At 64.8% G+C, this 15,407-nt stretch carries 15 protein-coding genes; 11 read left to right on the top strand and 4 right to left on the bottom strand.

What is annotated here, in order from left to right:
* Positions 1-129: 129 nt before the first annotated feature.
* Positions 130-2,637 (top strand): YadA-like family protein, encoded by a 2,508-nt coding sequence (locus tag AAA989_RS08645; protein ID WP_338242636.1) that lies wholly within the window; start codon positions 130-132, stop codon positions 2,635-2,637.
* Between the two features lie 167 nt (positions 2,638-2,804).
* On the opposite strand, the gene AAA989_RS08640 is transcribed toward AAA989_RS08645, so the two are convergent.
* The 4 genes from AAA989_RS08640 to AAA989_RS08625 are packed head-to-tail and all read right to left on the bottom strand — an operon-like array spanning position 2,805 to position 6,584.
* On the bottom strand, positions 2,805-3,266 hold the full coding sequence (locus AAA989_RS08640; RefSeq protein ID WP_338242634.1) for a DUF3237 domain-containing protein: 462 nt from the start codon (positions 3,264-3,266) through the stop codon (positions 2,805-2,807).
* Positions 3,266-3,838, bottom strand: coding sequence for a hypothetical protein (locus AAA989_RS08635; protein ID WP_338242632.1), 573 nt, complete (start codon positions 3,836-3,838; stop codon positions 3,266-3,268). The genes AAA989_RS08640 and AAA989_RS08635 overlap by 1 nt, the downstream gene beginning before the upstream one ends.
* Positions 3,835-5,097 (bottom strand): serine hydrolase domain-containing protein, encoded by a 1,263-nt coding sequence (locus AAA989_RS08630; RefSeq protein ID WP_338242630.1) that lies wholly within the window; start codon positions 5,095-5,097, stop codon positions 3,835-3,837. The genes AAA989_RS08635 and AAA989_RS08630 overlap by 4 nt, the downstream gene beginning before the upstream one ends.
* Positions 5,094-6,584 carry a lignostilbene-alpha,beta-dioxygenase gene (locus tag AAA989_RS08625; protein ID WP_338242628.1) on the bottom strand — a complete coding sequence of 497 codons (1,491 nt, stop codon included), beginning with the start codon at positions 6,582-6,584 and terminating at the stop codon, positions 5,094-5,096. The genes AAA989_RS08630 and AAA989_RS08625 overlap by 4 nt, the downstream gene beginning before the upstream one ends.
* Positions 6,585-6,653: 69 nt before the next feature.
* Between AAA989_RS08625 and AAA989_RS08620 the strand changes: the two genes are divergently transcribed.
* The 10 genes from AAA989_RS08620 to AAA989_RS08575 all read left to right on the top strand — a co-directional run bounded on the left by AAA989_RS08620 (position 6,654) and on the right by AAA989_RS08575 (position 15,407).
* A complete protein-coding gene (locus AAA989_RS08620) occupies positions 6,654-7,118 on the top strand; it encodes a Saro_0803 family transcriptional regulator (protein ID WP_338242626.1) in 465 nt (154 codons plus the stop codon).
* Between the two features lie 68 nt (positions 7,119-7,186).
* Positions 7,187-8,536 (top strand): MFS transporter, encoded by a 1,350-nt coding sequence (locus AAA989_RS08615; RefSeq protein ID WP_338242624.1) that lies wholly within the window; start codon positions 7,187-7,189, stop codon positions 8,534-8,536.
* Positions 8,537-8,588: 52 nt separating this feature from the next.
* Entirely contained in the window at positions 8,589-9,695 is a 1,107-nt protein-coding gene (locus AAA989_RS08610) for an S-(hydroxymethyl)glutathione dehydrogenase/class III alcohol dehydrogenase (RefSeq protein ID WP_338242622.1), read from the top strand.
* A 159-nt stretch (positions 9,696-9,854) separates the two neighbouring features.
* A complete protein-coding gene (locus tag AAA989_RS08605; protein WP_338242620.1) occupies positions 9,855-10,238 on the top strand; it encodes a VOC family protein in 384 nt (127 codons plus the stop codon).
* Between the two features lie 5 nt (positions 10,239-10,243).
* A complete protein-coding gene (locus AAA989_RS08600; protein ID WP_338242618.1) occupies positions 10,244-10,630 on the top strand; it encodes a VOC family protein in 387 nt (128 codons plus the stop codon).
* A gap of 5 nt (positions 10,631-10,635) precedes the next feature.
* The gene (locus AAA989_RS08595) at positions 10,636-12,075 is read left to right on the top strand and encodes an amidohydrolase family protein (RefSeq protein ID WP_338242616.1); all 1,440 of its coding nucleotides are present in this window, start codon (positions 10,636-10,638) and stop codon (positions 12,073-12,075) included.
* The gene (gene fghA / locus AAA989_RS08590) at positions 12,072-12,911 is read left to right on the top strand and encodes an S-formylglutathione hydrolase (protein ID WP_338242614.1); all 840 of its coding nucleotides are present in this window, start codon (positions 12,072-12,074) and stop codon (positions 12,909-12,911) included. The genes AAA989_RS08595 and fghA overlap by 4 nt, the downstream gene beginning before the upstream one ends.
* Entirely contained in the window at positions 12,908-13,336 is a 429-nt protein-coding gene (locus AAA989_RS08585; RefSeq protein WP_338242612.1) for an NAD(P)H-dependent oxidoreductase subunit E, read from the top strand. Before fghA ends, AAA989_RS08585 begins: the two co-directional genes overlap by 4 nt.
* Positions 13,333-14,892, top strand: a complete 1,560-nt coding sequence (locus AAA989_RS08580) for an NADH-ubiquinone oxidoreductase-F iron-sulfur binding region domain-containing protein (RefSeq protein ID WP_338242609.1) — start codon at positions 13,333-13,335, stop codon at positions 14,890-14,892. Before AAA989_RS08585 ends, AAA989_RS08580 begins: the two co-directional genes overlap by 4 nt.
* Positions 14,889-15,407: a molybdenum cofactor guanylyltransferase gene (locus AAA989_RS08575; protein ID WP_338242606.1), complete on the top strand. Its 519-nt coding sequence runs from the start codon at positions 14,889-14,891 to the stop codon at positions 15,405-15,407. The genes AAA989_RS08580 and AAA989_RS08575 overlap by 4 nt, the downstream gene beginning before the upstream one ends.

Below are 15,407 nucleotides of genomic sequence, written 5' to 3'. Positions count from 1 at the left end.
GATCGGGTAACCGCCGCGATCACGAAATCGCGTGTAGCAATGGGGGAACGATTTCAGTGTCTGACTCATTCCCCTACCTGCTGTCGCGACGGCTGATTTCGGCCCGGTTCGACCAAACAGGAGGATTTAATGCGTAATTCGGAACCGAAGACATTCGGCAATCTCACCACCATGGCGCTCAGCGCTTCGGGTCTTGCCATCGCTGCCGTGGCCACGCTTGGCGCCACCCCTGACACCGCGTCGGCAGAAGAATGTCTGCTCGATACGAACGACAACGGCGTGGCCGACGCTGCCGACACCGTCGGTGGTGCCAGCGGCACGGGCGTTGATTCGCTCGCTTGCGGCGAAAATGCGACCGCCAACGGCAACGGCACGACTGCCGTTGGCCAGGGTGCGACTGCTGCCTTCATCAATTCGACCGCCATCGGTCACGAAGCCAATGCCGCTTTCGACGGCACGACCGCAGTCGGCATCCAGGCCGCCGCGACCGGCCGCCTCGCGACCGGCGTAGGCGCCAACACGATCGCCGAAGGCGAACGCTCGGTTGCTCTGGGCGTGCAGGCCCAGGCCTACGGCCTTCAGTCGATCGCCATCGGCAACATGTCGGAAGCCGACGCCGATTACGCCATCGCCATCGGCAACGATGCGGACGGCAACGGCCAGGGCGCTGAAGCTCTCGGCTTCGGTTCGACCGCCCTGGGCTGGGATGCCTCTGCAACCGGCTCGACTGCAACCGCGCTGGGTGGCGGTTCTTCGGCCACCGGCCTAGCGTCCACCGCGGTAGGCGTCAGCGCTGAGGCTTCCGGCTCAAACTCCACCGCACTGGGGAACGGTGCGACTGCGTCGGGAACTTCGAGCTCCGCCATTGGCTATCTTGCGACCGCATCGGGGACTTTCTCGAATGCGCTGGGTGATGGTGCGACGGCCTCGGGCAACGGCTCAAATGCCTTTGGTGGCGTGGCGACTGCTAGCGCAGATGGCGCGACTGCAGTTGGTGAGGGTTCGACCGCTACGGCGCTTGATTCCACTGCGGTCGGCATCGGTGCCTTTGCTTCCGATGAAGACGCCGTCGCTATAGGTCAGACAGCGATTGCCTCCGGCTTTCACTCCACAGCAGTTGGTTCGGAATCGATCGCTTCCGGTCTTGGTGCCCAGGCCTTCGGCTGGCAGTCGGAAGCTTCGGCTGAGTTCTCGACCGCTCTCGGCCGCGTGTCGGAAGCTTCCGGCCAGGGCTCGACCGCTGTCGGTGACGGTGCCGTTGCCAACAACGAGTTCACGGCCGCCCTCGGCCGTAACGCCGAAGCCACTGGAGCCGCCGCTACCGCGATCGGTTACGAATCGAGTGCCACCGGCACGCGTTCGACCGCTCTCGGCTACTTCGCCGTTGCCTCGGGTGAGCGTTCGACCGGCCTCGGCGAAAACGTCGATGCTACCGGCCAGGGTTCGGTTGCCATCGGTAACGATGCCCAGGCTACGAACGAGTTCACCAGCGCCATCGGTGCAAGTGCGGAAGCCACCGCGGCTGCCGCAACGGCAGTCGGCTATGAATCGAGTGCCACCGGCACGCGTTCGACCGCCCTCGGCTACTTCGCCGTTGCTTCGGGTGAGCGTTCGACCGGCCTCGGCGAGAACGTCGATGCCACGGGTGAAGGTTCGCTGGCCATCGCCAACGATGCCCAGGCCACCGGCCGTTTCAGCAGCGCCATCGGCGCGAGCGCTGAAGCCACCGCGGCCGCGGCTACCGCAGTCGGCTACCAGTCGAGTGCAACCGGTGCCCGTTCGACCGCACTTGGCTACTTCGCAGTAGCCTCGGGCGAGCGTTCGACCGGCCTCGGCGAGAACGTCGATGCCACCGGCACGAACTCGGTTGCCATCGGTAACGATGCGCAGGCCCTCGGCACGCGTTCGACCACGACGGGCTCGCAGTCCATCGCTTCGGCAGCTGCTTCCTCGGCCTACGGCTACGGTGCTCAGGCTACCGCCGACCGTACCAGCGCCTTCGGTCACTTCGCAGTCGCGACGGCCGCCGGTGCCACGGCAATCGGTGAAAACACCGACGCCAACGCCGCGGGTGCCACGGCTCTCGGTCAGAACGCCACGGCGAACTTCGCCGGTTCGACCGCGATCGGTGCGAATGCGACGACCACTGCCGACAACCAGGTCACCCTGGGCGGTGCGGGCAGCTCGGTTCGCATCGGCGACATCGCGGCCAGCACGGCTGCGCAGACGGGTGCCATCTCGGTCCTGACCGTGGACGCCGATGGCGTGATCGGTGCCGACTCCACCCTCGGCAACGCCCTGAACATGGCGAACAACAACATCGCCGCCAACCAGCAGGCCATCGCCACGCTGCAGGGCCAGACCACCACGCTGTTCGATCTCGCTTCCGAGAACGCGCAGGGTGTGCGTGAAGCCAACGAAGGTGTCGCCATGGCACTTGCGATGGAATCGCCGGTCCTCATGCCGACCGACAGCTTCGGCCTCGCCGGTGGCTTCGGCTACTACAACGACCGCGTTGCCGGTTCGGCCAGCTTCGCTGCCCGCATCAGCGACAACGCCGCCTTCACCGGTGGCGTCGGCATCGGGTTCGACGAAGGTGAAGTCGGCGCCCGCGCCGGTTTCCAGGTCACCTGGTAAGGAGAGCGCGGCCTCAGGGTCGCACTCCCGACACGGGAAAAGCAGGGGGCGGCTCGCAAGGGCCGCCCCCTTCGCTTTGGAGCTACGCCCTCGGGACAAAAGGAAAAAGGCGCGGGAGCCAGTTGCTCACGCGCCGCTTCCATTTTCCGGATCGGCAATCTCGACGTTCAGGTAACGCGCCAGACCCACAGCTTGATCGAGTTGGCGTAGCGCGCGCCCGAGCAGATGAAGATCGATCGGTTCATCCAGTCATAGGGCCCGGTCGGTGCAATGAATTCCGGCACCGTGCGGAAGTAGTATTCCGAAGGATCGACCTCCTCCCCGCGGCGCAACCGGTCCATGACTTCGGGCGGGCCGTGGCGCAGCCCCTTGTTGCGGATCTGGATGAGCGCGCCGTCGTCCGTCTCGATGGCGTAGATGGCATCGGCAACGGTCACACCGTCGGGGCGGGTCAATTGCCAGTCCGCCGAATTCCCCATAAGCTTGCCGCTGATCCTGGGCCCCTTCACGTAGCCGCCCGGCTTGATCGGAATGATCCGGCGGGTGCCGTCCACCACCTCTCCGATCTCGCGCGGGGCCTCCAGCTCGCCGCCGGCCTCGTAGACGAATTCCAGTCCCGGTTCGATCATCAGAACTTCTCCCTGCATATATGGGCGATCCACTCTGGGTAAGCCGCCGCCCACCCACTCGCCAGTCCTTCGGGCAGACCGCCGTCATTGTTCCAGGCCCGTGCGAGGTTGCCCACCGGATCGGACAAATGGGCCCGCGCTTCGAAACACAGCGTGCTCCATTCCTCGCGTTCGTCCACGCGGACCCTGCCCAGCTCGATTTCGCAGGCAGGCTCGCCCTCGGCATCCTCCAGCGCCACGACCTGCCGATCCTTCTCGACGACGAGTTCCGGGTCGGAAGAATGCTTATCCCGCACCACTTCCTGCTTTAGCCACAAGGTCGCATCGGGAAGGCCGGGAACACGGCACTGTCGTGCCAGAGCCATCTTGCTTTCCCACGGGCCGTCGACGCCGCGCCGCTTGAGCCCCCAGCCCCTATGATCGGTTACGCAATAGACATCGCGGCGCTGTTCCGGTCTCGCCTCTCCAAGACCGGCGAACCAGCCCTGCACGCCGCGGGGCGCATCGCCCTGCCACCACCAGCGCAGTTCGGCCGTAAGTTCACCGGGAACCTGCGCGCCGCCGCCCGTCATTCCGATGGCAGCGGCGTGGCTGCAATTCTGCCGAAGTAATCCGCCACCACACCGTCCAGTTCGGCACCCGGAGGATAGTGGCTGAGCTTCACGATCACCGTGCGGCTTTGCGGGTGGACGTAGATATACTGTCCGGCAAGACCGATGGCCGAGTAGGCCCCCGGCTCGTCTCCCAGCTGCCATGTCTGGAAACCATAGCCCGGACGCGGGCTTTCAGGGTCGAGCGGGCGCATCGACGTCATCTGGTCCACCCACCCCTCCGGCAGGACGCGTGTATCGCCGACCTTGCCGTCATCCAGCATCAGCTGGCCCAGCAGGGCGAAATCCCGCAAGGTGGCATTGAAGCCCATTCCTGCGAGAGAACGTCCCTGGCCCGACGGGCCGTCCGCCAGCCAGAAGGCGTTTCGTTGTGCGCCGAGCGGTTGCCATAACCGCTCGCTGGTCAGCCGCGCCAGCCGAGTGCCGGTCGCGTTTTCCAGCACACGGCCGAGCACGGCCGTATCGAGCGTCGCATAGTTGAAACTGGTGCCGGGGGCCTCGCGCCGTCCCACCCTGATGCCGAAGTCGGCAAAGCGGGCGCGGTTCAGGACGATTGCCGTCTCGTGGATGCATGCCGCCAGGCTCGGGTTCTCACCGAAATCATAGCGCTCCTCGATGTCGGCTCCCGAACGCATCTCCAGCAGGTTGCGGATCGTCGCTCCCTCGTAGCCGCCGCCTTCGAGCGCGGGCCAGTAAAGCTCGACCGGATCATCGAGCGAGGCGATTTCGCCCCGTTCGAGCGCCTGCCCGACCAGCATGGCGACGATCGTCTTCGACATCGAGAAACCGATATGCCGCTCGCGCGGGGAAAAGCGGTTGCGATAATCCTCGAACACGATCGCGCCATCGCGCAGAACGAGCATCGCGTCGGTGAAGGTGGACTGCGCGAAGGCGTCGTAGCCTTCGGGCATTTCGAACGCCTCTGCCTCGCGCCAGGAACGCGGCGTTTCGGACGCGCTGACCCGGCGATTGGCCCAGACCTCGCTCATTTCGCGGAAGGTGAATGAGTTCACCTCCGGGTTGAGCAATTGCCGGCGCATGGAAATGGTCGCGGGCGATGGCTCGCGATAGACCAGGTCGGGTCCGGATGGCGCGTCATCCAGCGGAGCCAGATCGCGGCAGGCCGGCGCAACGTCCCACTGGCGCCACTCTTCATCCTGGGCCGCTGCCGGGACCGAAAGCCCCAGCAGCGCCGCAGCCGATAGCACCTGCCGGATCACGCGGCTTCGGCCTCGCGCGTCTTCGCCAGACCGATATCCTCGCTCCGCGCAAAATTGCCATGCAGGCCGAAGCGCAGGCGAATGGGGACGTTGATGGTGGCGACGGGGCCCTTCTCGATTTCCAGCGCATCGAACACCAGCAGGTCGCTGCGGTGCTCGGTGATGCGATTGCACACCTGCACCACCCAGCCGTCACCCTCCGGCGCGTCGGGCGAGCGCGGGATGAAGCACGGCTCCTGGAGGGTGCTGGTCTCGCCCGCCCACCAGTGCTGCTCCTCGCCGGTCTGCATGTCGCGGAAGAACAGGCAGTTCATGGGCGCCCCGCCGGCAGAGCGCGCCTCCCCGTCCATCGGACGGCTCATGTCCATCTCGAGGCCCCAGGTGTAGCGGTTCTTGCGACCAGTGAAGCGGTCGTCGATGCGGGGGAACTCGGACACGGTATCGGTGAGCTTCTCGATGCTCTCGAATTCGTCGCCATTGCTGGCGAGGTCCACCGTCCACATGGTGAGCCTCGTCATGGCCTCCATCGGGTTGAACTCGGCGCCGTGGATGTCGGGGAAGAAGGGGAAGAAGTTGTTCTTCGATTCAGGCGTCACGAACCGGATCTTCGAACCTTCCTGCCAGGCGTTCATCGTGTGGCTGGCAAAGCAGTTGTCCCGCTTGAACCAGCGAATGTCCTCGTCCTTCAGCCCCTCGCGGCGGGGGATGATGCCGAGATAGGCGGGCCTGGTGGTGTCGAACATGAAGGCAGGCTTGCCCGCCTCCAGCTGCTCCCAGCTGCCGACCGAGGGAATGATGTGCAGCACCAGGTAATCGGGCGTGATCGCGAAGTCGTGCATCATGCAGTAATACGGGACCTTGAACCATTCCTCCCGCACCAGTTCACCCTCCGGGCTGACCTCGTAATAGGTCACGTCGTCGGTATGCATGCCGCTGGCGGCATAGCCGATGGCGACCATGTTGCCGGTGTCGGGGTCGACCTTGGGATGCGCGGTGAAGGTTTCGCCGGTCATCTTGCCGCCGAACTTCTCGTACCCGACCGTCTCCATCGTCGCCGGGTCCATCACCAGCGCCGGGGAATCTTCCTTCAGCGCCCACAGCTTGCCGCCGTAGAGCCAGGCATTGGTGTTGGCCGTGCCGCGGTATTCGCCCTTTACGCTCTCATCGTCGGTCAGGGGATTGCGGTATGCGCCGAACAGCGCCTTGCCGGCCTCGTTCTCCAGCTTCCACTTGTCGGTCTGCGCCCAGCGCTGGCGAAAGTCGCACTGGCCGTCGTGGAAATGGAAGCGGGTGATCATGCCATCGCCGTTGAAGGAAATGTCGTCACCCAGGCGCGGGGGGAACTGCGGATCGGGCTGAACGCGGAAGAAGGCACCGTCGAGCTCGGGTGGAATCTCGCCGGTATGCTGCAGGTTCGCGATATCCGCCTCGATCCTGCTGGGCGTGTTGAAGCCGGTGTAGTTCGGGGTTTCGGGAAAATGCGCCATGTTCGTCCTCTCCTTGCGGATAATTGTATGCTTTACTAACAAATCCGCAAGACAGACGAGAGCAGGACCTTGGCCCACGGCACAGCAACCCAGCAAGAAGACGAGACACCAGAGCCGGAATTCGGCGAGTTGGACGGCATTGTCGGGTTCCATATCCGGCTGGCCCATGGCGCCGTCTATCGCCACTTCACGGAAACTTTTGCCGAGCTCGAACTGACTCAGAAGCAAGTGAGCGTGATGTGGCTGCTGGGCGACAACCCCGGCATCGCCCAGATCGAGGTAGGCGGGCGGCTGCGCATGGACAGGGCGACGACGATGACAATCGTCAACCGCCTGCAGTCGCGCGGCTACCTGCGCCGGGAGCGATCGAGCAGCGACGGGCGCAAGCAGTCTCTGCACCTGACGCACGAGGGCGAAGCCGCGTTGCGGGAGGCGAAGAGCTGCATCGAGGAGCACGAGTCCTGGCTGAAAAGCCGCTTTACGCGGCAGGAATTAGAGAAACTGGTGGAAATGCTCGCCAGAATCCACGAATAGAGGCGTTCAAGGGAGAGGACAAAGTCAATATGGCCGGACCATCAAGCGGGGGTAATCCCGTTGCAGTCATGAACGATACGCCCATGGGCACACGACAGGTCATTGTCGTGATACTCATGGTCCTGCTCAACGCACTCGACGGGTTCGACGTGCTTTCCAGCGCCTTCGCCGCACCGGGAATCGCGGCTGACTGGGGGGTTGAGCGCGACGCATTGGGAATCATGCTCTCGGCCGAACTGGTCGGCATGGGCTTTGGCTCGGTGATCCTGGGTGGCCTGGCGGACAAGTACGGCCGCAAGCTCACGATGCTCACCTGCCTCGTGGTGATGGCCATCGGCATGTGGTTCGCCCACTCCTCTCAAGCGATCGTCGAGATAACCGTCTGGCGCTTCATCACCGGTCTTGGCATCGGCGGCATGCTCGCCAGCACCAACGCCGTGGTGGCCGAAACCACCAGCAAATCGGGCCGCAGCATCTCGATGGCGCTCTACGTCATCGGTTATCCCATCGGTGGCGTGATCGGTGGCTTCGCCGCGCAGGGCTGGCTGCTGGTCGAGTACGACTGGCGCGCGGTCTTCCTGTTCGGTGCGATAGTGACGGCGGCGATGATCCCGCTGGTCATGCTGCTTGTCCCCGAAACGCCGGCCTACTTTGCCTCGCGGCGTCCCTCGCGCGCGCTGGAGAAGATGAACAAGTCGCTCGCCGCCTTCGGCAAGCCGACGGTGGAGGCGCTGCCGATCATCGACACCACGCTGGAACAGCCCAAGGTGACCGACATCCTGTCGAAGCCCAGGCTGCGCAAGATCACCTTGCTGCTCGCCTTCGGCTATGCGTTCCACACGCTGACCTTCTACTACATCCTGAAGTTCGCTCCGACGATCGTGGCCGGTGCAGGTTTCAGCCAGCCCGACGCGGCCAGCAGCCTCACCTATGCCAACATCGGCGGCGCACTCGGGGGATTCCTGTTCGGCTTCGTGATGCGCAAGTTCGACATCAAGGGACCGACCATCGGGGCCGCGCTGCTCGGTGTGGTCGCGGTCGCCTACTTCGGCCTCGGGCACGATACGCTGTGGACATGGCGCATCGCGGCCTTCTTCACGATGTTCTTCCTGAACGCCGCGATCGTGGGCTACTACGCCGCCTTCGCCCGGGGCTTCCCGGCCTATGCGAGGGCGACCGGCACCGGCTTCGTGCTGGGTGTCGGGCGCCTTGGCGCGGCGGGATCGCCGATCATCGCCGGCTTCCTGTTCACCTGGCTGGGGGACTCGGAGCTTCTCGCCGTCTCGCTCATCATGTGCTCGGGCGCGGTAATCGGTGCGGCGCTTCTGTTCTTCCTGCCCAACGACGAAGGCGACGCCGCCTTGGCCGAGGCAGCGCCTTTGCCCAACAACGATGCCGTAACCGGGAGGCCCGCCTAGCCGGGACGCCGGCCGCCACCTGACGACACACGAATTCGATAAAGGACCATCTATGAAAACCCGTGCCGCCGTAGCTTTCGAAGCCAAGAAGCCACTCGAGATCGTCGAACTGGACCTGGAGGGCCCGAAGGAAGGGGAGGTGCTGGTGGAGATCATGGCGACCGGGATCTGCCACACCGACGCCTACACGCTGGACGGGCTGGACAGCGAGGGGATCTTCCCCTCGATCCTGGGCCATGAAGGCGCGGGTATCGTGCGCGAGGTCGGGCCCGGCGTCACCAGCGTCAAGCCGGACGATCACGTGATCCCGCTCTACACGCCCGAATGCCGCCAGTGTAAGATGTGCCTTTCGGGCAAGACCAACCTGTGCAGCGCGATCCGCGAGACGCAGGGCAAGGGCCTGATGCCCGACGGCACCAGCCGGTTCTCGTACAAGGGCGAGACGATCCACCACTACATGGGCTGTTCGACCTTCTCGAACTTCACCGTGCTGCCCGAAATCGCGGTGGCGAAGATCCGCACCGACGCTCCGTTCGAGACCAGCTGCTACATCGGCTGCGGCGTGACGACCGGCGTTGGCGCGGTCACCAACACCGCCAAGGTGCAGCCTGGCGATAACGTGGTGGTCTTCGGCCTGGGCGGCATCGGCTTGAACGTGATCCAGGGCGCCAAGATGGCGGGCGCGGACCGGATCGTGGGCGTCGATATCAACCCTTCGAAGAAGGAATGGGGCGAGAAGTTCGGCATGACCGACTTCGTGAACCCGAAGGAAACCGGCGACGTGGTGGCGCACCTTGTGGAGATGCTGGACGGCGGCGCGGACTACACCTTCGACTGCACCGGCAATACCGATGTCATGCGCCAGGCGCTGGAGTGCTGCCACAAGGGCTGGGGCACCAGCATCATCATCGGCGTGGCAGAGGCGGGCAAGGAAATCGCCACCCGCCCCTTCCAGCTGGTGACAGGCCGCAACTGGCGCGGCACGGCGTTCGGCGGGGCCAAGGGCCGCACCGATGTGCCCAAGATCGTCGACTGGTACATGAACGGCAAGATCGCCATCGACCCGATGATCACCCACACGCTGACGCTGGACGAGATCAACAAGGGTTTCGACCTCATGCACTCGGGCGAGAGCATCCGGTCGGTAGTGGTCTACTAGGCCCGGACAGCGGGGCCGACCAAAGACCCGATTGCGAAAATCGGGTCGCACGGACATTCGTTCTTTCACATTGCTGAAAATTTCGGCTATGTGATGAAACAAGAGAATCGCGGGCAGCGAGGTGAATTCGCGCGCGCTATCTGAGAGAGGACCAACCCGATGCTCAACCACGTTTTTCTCGGCACCAACGACGTCGCGAAGTCGCGCCAGTTCTACAACGCAACGATGGGCGCGATCGGCGTGCCCGCGGTGAACGAACTCCCCCACGCCACGATCTATGCCAACGAAGGCGGCGCGGTGGCCGTGGGCAAGCCTGCCAACGGCGAGGAAGCGACCGTTTCCAACGGCGCGACGCTGGGCCTCAAGGCGAAGAACTACGACGAGGTGAATGCCTGGCACGCAGCCGGGCTCGCCAATGGCGGAACGGACGAAGGCGCGCCCGGCATTCGCGAGAACAGCCCCGGCCAGATGTACGGCGCCTATCTGCGCGATCCGGACGGCAACAAGATCTGCGTGTTCTGCCCCAACGCCGAGAACGCCTGACCACGATGAGCATGTACACCCACATCGTTGTCGGAACGGACGACCCCAAAGCATCGGCAGCGTTCTATGACGCGACGTTCGGTGCGCTGGGCATCCCGGGCAACCGGATGGACGATGCATCCTACTACGGTTCCTATGAGCAGGGGTTCTTCTCGGTGAACCGGCCGCGTAACGGCGAACCGGCAACCTTCGCCAACGGCGGCACGATCGGTCTTACGGCTGCCACGCAGGCGCAGGTGGATGACTGGCACGCCGCGGGGCTTGCCAATGGCGGCACCGACGAAGGCGCGCCGGGTCGCAGGGACATGGGCGAGAACAAGCTCTACGGCGCCTACCTGCGCGATCCGGTGGGCAACAAGTTGTGCGCCTTCACGACAAACGTGGAGGACTGATCGCGGTGCGTTCCCTTTCCGTCTCCATGGCAATCACGCTCGCCGCACTGGCCGCTTCCGCGTCGGCGCAGCAGGCGCTCGTGGGTGGCACGCTGATCGACGGAACGGGGAACGCCGCGATCGAGGATTCGGTGGTCGTCGTGGAGAACGGCACGATCACCTGCGCCGGCACGCAAGCGGACTGCCCCCTGCCTTCGGGCGTTCGGGTGACCGATGTCTCGGGCAGTTTCGTCACCCCCGGCCTTGTCGACGCCCATGTCCATTTCGCCCAGACCGGCTGGCTCGACGGACGTCCTGACGGTCTGCGCGACCGCAGCGTCCTCCCCTATGCCGATACCGTGCAGGCGCTTTGGGACAACCCGGGCCGCTGGCACCGCGCCTACCTGTGCAGCGGCGTGACGGCAGTGTTCGACGTGGGCGGAGCCCCGTGGACCGTCACCGGCGAACACGCAGACGGCGAAGGCCGCGCGGACCGGGCACACGTGCGGGCGGCGGGCCCGCTCATCACGCACGTCAGCGACGAGGTGAGCGATCATTTCAGCTACGGTCCGCTGGCCGACCAGCCCACCTTCCTGCCGATGGAAACCCCCGAACAGATCCGCGCCGACGTGGCGCGCGTCAGGGACATGGGATCGGATGCCGTGAAGGTATGGTTCGTCGCTCCGGCCTCGCCGGACGACATGGACCGCCTGAACGACTTGATGATGGTAGCGGGCGAGGCCGCGCGCGAAGTCGGGTTGCCGCTGATCGTCCATGCGACCGAACTGGAAGCTGCCAAGACCGCGCTCCGGGCCGGCGCGAAGATGCTGGTGCACAGTGTCACGGATCAGCCTCTCGACCAGGAATTCCTCGACCTGCTGCTGGCCAACGATGCCTTCTATGCGCCCACCCTTGTCGTCGGACGCAACTGGTCGCTGGCGCTGCTGTCCGCGTCCACCGGAGAGCCTGCGCAATACCGGGACGACGATCGCTGCGTTGACGAAGACCTTGTACAGCTGCTCGCCAATCCCGGCATCGCGACCGATGCCGTGCTGGCGCGAACTGACGGGCGGGTGACGCCCTTTGGCGAGCGCATGGAAAGCGAAGGGCGCGAACTGGCGATGATGGAACAGAACCTGCGCGCCGTGCGCGACGCGGGGGACCGCATCGTGCTCGCGACCGATGCCGGCAACCCGCTGACGCTGCACGGCCCCTCGGCGCTCGACGAACTCGAGGCCATGCAGGCTGCCGGCATGACGCCGGACGAAATCATGCAGGCGGCAGGCCCCGTCGCTGCAGAGGCGCTGCGCATGGGCGACAGCATCGGCGCATTGCGCGCCGGGATGACGGCAGACCTGCTGGTCCTCGCCGAAGATCCGCGAAACGACATATCGGCCTTCCGGTCGCTCACTCACGTTATGCGCCAGGGCGTTCTGCAGAGGCAGGAGGAACTGCAAGTACGATGACCATCGAAACCGTCAGCGAAACGAAGTGCTTCGGAGGCAACCAGGGCGTGTACAAGCATGCCAGCGATTCCACCGGCACGGACATGACCTTCCAGGTCTTCATTCCCGAGCATCGCGAGGGTGAGAAGCTTCCGGTGCTGTGGTGGCTGTCCGGTCTCACCTGCACGCACGAAAACGCGATGATCAAGTGTCACTATCACCAGGCCTGCGCCGAGCATGGGGTGATCCTGGTGGGACCTGACACCTCTCCGCGCGGCGAGGGCGTTCCCGACGACGAGGCATACGATTTCGGCCAGGGCGCGGGCTTCTACGTCAATGCCACGCAGGATCCGTGGGCGAAGCATTTCCACATGCGTCGCTACGTCGAGGAAGAGCTGCCGGCGCTGGTGGCGAAGAACTTCCCCGTCAACATGGACCGGCAGGCAATCTCCGGCCATTCCATGGGCGGCCACGGGGCGCTTACCGTTTCCCTGCGCAATCCGGGGCGTTTCCGCTCCACCAGTGCATTTTCGCCCATCGTCAGCCCGCTGAACTGCCCTTGGGGCGAGAAGGCGCTGACCGGCTATATCGGCTCCGACAAGGCGGATTGGCGCGAATACGACGCCTGCGCCCTGATCGAGGAGGGCGCGCGGATCGAAAACCTGCTGGTGGACCAGGGCCGCGCAGACAACTTCCTGGACGAGCAGCTGAAGACCTGGCTGCTGGAAGAGGCGGTCCGCAAAGCCGGGATGGATGCGACGATCCGCATGCAGGATGGGTACGACCACTCCTACTTCTTCGTCTCCACCTTCATCGCCGATCATATCAAGTGGCACGCAGAAAGGCTCAAGGCATGAGCGACAAGAGCGAAATCCTGGGTGATATCATCGCCCGTCATCACGAACGCGAAGGGCCGTTGCTGCCGATCCTGAACGACGTGCAGGATGAATTCGGCTGCGTCGACGCGGAAAGCGAGGCCCTGATCGCGAAGGGTCTGAACATCAGCCGGGCCGACGTGCATGGCGCGGTCAGCTTCTATCACGATTACCTGCCCCAGCCCGATCCCCGCCCGCACGTGCAGATCTGCCGTGCCGAGGCCTGCAAGGCACGCGGCGTGGAAAAGCTGATCAAGGGCGCGACGGAGGCGGCGGGTCAACGCGTGCGCATCTCCACCGTCTATTGCCTCGGCCTGTGCAGCGCCGGCCCCGCCGCGCGCACGGGTGACGACCTCCATATCCGCCTGGACGAGCAGGCGATCACCAAGCTGGTAGACAACGTATGACGACTGTTCGCATCTCAGACGACGCCCTGGCCCGCGCCGGCGGGGCGGACAAGCTTGCAGCTGCTTTCGAGAAGAAGGGCTGCGAGGTGCAGCGCGTATCCAGCTGGGGCATGCACTGGCTGGAACCGCTGGTGGAAATCGACGGCGAGGGCTTCGGTCCGGCGACGCTGGACGATGTCGATGCCATCCTGGATGGCAAGAGCGACAAGTCCATCGGCATCATCGAGGACCACCCGTTCATCGCCACGCAGACGCGCATCACGTTCAAGCGCGCCGGCAAGACCCGTCCGTTGAGCCTCGAAGACTACGAGGCGACCGGCGGCTGGGTGGGCCTGAAGCGCGCGCGCGAAATCGGCTCCGAAAGGATCGTCGAGGAGATCAAGCATTCGGGTCTTCGCGGACGCGGCGGCGCGGGCTTCCCCACCGGCATCAAGTGGGACACCGTGATGAAGGCGCCCGGCCCGAAGAAGTACATCGTCTGCAATGCCGACGAAGGCGACAGCGGCACCTTTGCCGACCGCATGGCGATGGAAGGCGATCCCTTCGCGCTGATCGAGGGCATGGCCATCGCCGGCGAGGCCGTCGGCGCCGACCAGGGATACATCTACCTGCGCAGCGAATATCCCGACGCCATCCGCAAGCTGAACGCCGCGCTGGAACTGTGCGCGGACATCATCGCGCCGTTCAAGTGCGAAGTGCGCGTAGGTGCCGGCGCCTATGTCTGCGGCGAGGAAACCTCGCTGCTCAACAGCCTGGAAGGCAAGCGTGGCGAAGTGCGCGCCAAGCCTCCCCTGCCCGCCCTCGAGGGTTTCCTCGGTCGGCCCACCGTGGTCAACAACGTGCTCAGCCTGCAGGCCGTGCCGCACATCCTGCACGAGGGCGGCGCGGACGAATACAAGGACGCGGGCTTCGGCCGCTCGCGCGGCACCATGCCCATCCAGCTTGCCGGTAACATCAAGCACGGCGGACTTTACGAAGTCGGCTTCGGCGTGACGCTGGACGATCTGGTGAACAAGATCGGGGGCGGCACGGCATCGGGTCGGCCGGTAAAGGCGGTGCAGGTGGGCGGGCCGCTTGGCGCCTACATCCATCCCGACCAGTTCGACATCAAGTTCGACTACGAGGAATACACCAATGCCGAGGCGCTGATCGGCCACGGCGGCGTGACCGTGTTCGACGACACCGCCGACATGCTGGAAATGGCGCGCTTCGCGATGGAGTTCTGCTCCGTCGAAAGCTGCGGCAAGTGCACGCCCTGCCGCATCGGCGCGGTTCGCGGCGTCGAGATCCTCGACCGCATCAGGGCCGGCGGGCGCGAGCGCGACCGGATCGAACTGGCACCGCAGATGCATAACGCACCCAAGGACAAGGGCCGCGATGCTGGTGACGAGATCGGCCTGCTGACGGACCTGTGCGAGACGATGAAGTTCGGCTCGCTCTGCGCGCTGGGCGGGTTCACGCCCTATCCGGTGATGAGCGCCCTGCGTCAGTGGCCGGAGGATTTCACGCGCAATCCGGAACTGGTCAAGCAGGCCCTGCCGGAGGTCGCCGAGTGATCCTGGGCGCGGTCCTGGCAGGCGGCAAGTCTTCCCGTTTCGGCAGCGACAAGGCGCTGGCGGAACTGGGCGGCCGCACGCTGATCTCCCGCGCCGTCGATGCCCTTTCGGGATTTTGCGAATATGTCGTGGTGGTGGGCCGGGAAACTGCACCTGCGCCGACGATACCCGACTGGCCGCATCCCGACATGGGGCCGCTTGGCGGAATCGCCGCGGCTCTGCGCTATGCCGAGGATGAAGGCTACGAAAGCGTGCTGACCTGCGGAGTGGACTCCGTGTCCCTTCCGCCCACGCTCTTGTCGATTCTTTCGCCGCCCCCGGCTTACCTTGAAAAACAGCCCGTAATCGGGCATTGGAAAAGCAACAACGCATCAATCGTTTCGGCCATCCTCCAGAGTGAAGGACGCCATTCGATGCTGGCATTTGCAAAGGCCGCCGGAGCGCGGCCCGTAACCAGCACCGATGCGCCAGCAAATATCAATACACCCGCAGACCTTGCGGCGATGGAGCGATAA

It is taken from the genome of Aurantiacibacter hainanensis (assembly GCF_036321025.1).
Taxonomy (GTDB): Bacteria; Pseudomonadota; Alphaproteobacteria; order Sphingomonadales; family Sphingomonadaceae; genus Alteraurantiacibacter; species Alteraurantiacibacter hainanensis.
The sequence above is the reverse complement of the archived record's forward strand: the minus strand, read 5'-3'. Positions and strand labels throughout refer to the sequence as shown.

What these genes read in the sequence shown, in the direction of transcription:
- AAA989_RS08610 (WP_338242622.1), top strand. Translation starts at nt 8,589, where the DNA reads ATGAAAACCCGTGCCGCCGTAGCTTTCGAAGCCAAGAAGCCACTCGAG.
- AAA989_RS08635 (WP_338242632.1), bottom strand. Translation starts at nt 3,838, where the DNA reads ATGACGGGCGGCGGCGCGCAGGTTCCCGGTGAACTTACGGCCGAACTG.
- AAA989_RS08615 (WP_338242624.1), top strand. Translation starts at nt 7,187, where the DNA reads ATGAACGATACGCCCATGGGCACACGACAGGTCATTGTCGTGATACTC.
- AAA989_RS08585 (WP_338242612.1), top strand. Translation starts at nt 12,908, where the DNA reads ATGAGCGACAAGAGCGAAATCCTGGGTGATATCATCGCCCGTCATCAC.
- AAA989_RS08580 (WP_338242609.1), top strand. Translation starts at nt 13,333, where the DNA reads ATGACGACTGTTCGCATCTCAGACGACGCCCTGGCCCGCGCCGGCGGG.
- AAA989_RS08640 (WP_338242634.1), bottom strand. Translation starts at nt 3,266, where the DNA reads ATGATCGAACCGGGACTGGAATTCGTCTACGAGGCCGGCGGCGAGCTG.
- AAA989_RS08600 (WP_338242618.1), top strand. Translation starts at nt 10,244, where the DNA reads ATGAGCATGTACACCCACATCGTTGTCGGAACGGACGACCCCAAAGCA.
- AAA989_RS08645 (WP_338242636.1), top strand. Translation starts at nt 130, where the DNA reads ATGCGTAATTCGGAACCGAAGACATTCGGCAATCTCACCACCATGGCG.
- fghA (WP_338242614.1), top strand. Translation starts at nt 12,072, where the DNA reads ATGACCATCGAAACCGTCAGCGAAACGAAGTGCTTCGGAGGCAACCAG.
- AAA989_RS08605 (WP_338242620.1), top strand. Translation starts at nt 9,855, where the DNA reads ATGCTCAACCACGTTTTTCTCGGCACCAACGACGTCGCGAAGTCGCGC.
- AAA989_RS08625 (WP_338242628.1), bottom strand. Translation starts at nt 6,584, where the DNA reads ATGGCGCATTTTCCCGAAACCCCGAACTACACCGGCTTCAACACGCCC.